Raw genomic sequence first — 1768 nt, forward strand, 5'->3', positions numbered from 1 at the left:
GGCGGCACTGACCCCGGTGGAGGAACTGATCCTGACGACGGCACGGGGCCCGGTCAAGGAACAGGACCCGGCGGCGGCACGGGGCCCACCGCCATAGCAGCCTATGCCAGCCTGACAGAAGACGACACTGACGTTAGCGGTCAAATTCCTACCCCGCAGAATGCGGCTGGACACAACCTGTCGTTTGTGGCGCAAAACGGCATTTCTGGTCAATATGGAACATTCAGCGTTGATGCCGGCGGAGCCTACGCCTACACGTTGGACAGCGCCCTGCCGAGCGTACAGGGGCTGGCAGCAGGCCAGACGCTCACAGAAACATTCACCTACGCAATGGATGACGGTAAAGGCGGAACCATCTCCAACACGGTCACCATTACCATCCATGGTCTCAACGACGCGCCCACGGTGCCCTCTGCGGCCACCTCAATACTTGAGGATCAAGATCAAACCACAGGCACCTTGCCCACTCCCCAGGATATCGACGCTGGCGATTCTCCCCAGTATCTGGTGCAGACCAACACGCCCGGACTCTACGGCAGCCTCAGTCTCAACGCCGATGGAACCTTTATCTACACGCTGGACAACAGCCTGCCTGCCGTCCAGCAGTTGGGTGCGGGCGATTTTCTGACAGAAACGCTCACCTACACGGTGGATGACGGTCACGGAGGTACGGCTTCCGGCAGCCTTGTCATAACCATATACGGCACTAATGATGTACCCACGGTGTCGGCCGCCACAGCAACGACGGACGAAGACGGCCCTGTGCTCATGGGCGTTCTGCCGACGCCGCATGATGTGGACGCGGGGGATGTGCCGCAGTTCATACCGCAAGCAGGCAGTGTGGGGACCTATGGGGTGCTTACCCTGGATGCCCAGGGCAACTACAGCTACGTTCTGGACAGCACGCGACCGGAAGTTCAGGCGCTTAGCCAAGGTGACACGCTTACAGAACAATTTGTTTTCACCGTCACAGACGGCCAGAGCAACGTCAGCAAAACACTGACCATCACCATCAACGGAACCAACGACAATCCCACCGTGGCAGCCTCTTCAGCCTCGTTGACCGAGCATCAGGGGCTTGTGGGCGGAACCCTGCCCACTCCACATGACGTGGACGCCAATGACAGCCTCAACTTCACTGAACAGCACAACACACCCGGACAGTACGGCAGCCTCAGCGTGGATGCCGCCGGCAACTATACCTACGTATTGAACTATGCAGCGCCCGGCTTGCAAAGTTTGGCCTACGGGCAACAACTGACCGATGTTTTTACCTATACGGTGTATGATAATCACGGAGGCACGGCCACCAACACCATAACCATCACCATTCACGGCACGAACGACGCCCCGCAGGTCAGCGCTGCCGTGGCGGCCATCAATGAGGATCAGGCCGGCATCAGCGGCTCGCTTCCCACGCCTGCGGATGTGGACGCCGGGGATACGGTGAGTTTTCTGGCTCAGCCCTCCACCCCCGGCCAGTACGGCTCGTTCACCCTGCTGGCTGACGGCAGCTACAGCTACAGCCTCAACAACGCCCTGCCTGCCGTCCAGCAACTGGGCGTGGGCAGCCAGCTGAGTGAAACCTTCACCTATACTGTCACCGATCAGCACGGCGCAACAGCGTCCAACACCATAACCATCACTATCCACGGAACCAACGATGCCCCGCAGGTCAGCGCTGCCGTGGCGGCCATCAATGAGGATCAGGCCGGCATACGCGGCTCGCTTCCCACGCCTGCGGATGTGGACGCCGGGGATACGGTGA

General features: G+C 60.1%; 1 protein-coding gene. It reads left to right on the plus strand.

Annotation, left to right across the window (positions count from 1 at the left end; translation table 11 throughout):
- A partial coding sequence (locus tag V6C07_RS12185; protein WP_333536748.1) for a VCBS domain-containing protein occupies window positions 1-1768 on the plus strand: 1768 nt, incomplete at both ends.

It is taken from the genome of Desulfovibrio sp. 1214_IL3152 (assembly GCF_036763055.1).
GTDB lineage: Bacteria > Desulfobacterota > Desulfovibrionia > Desulfovibrionales > Desulfovibrionaceae > Desulfovibrio.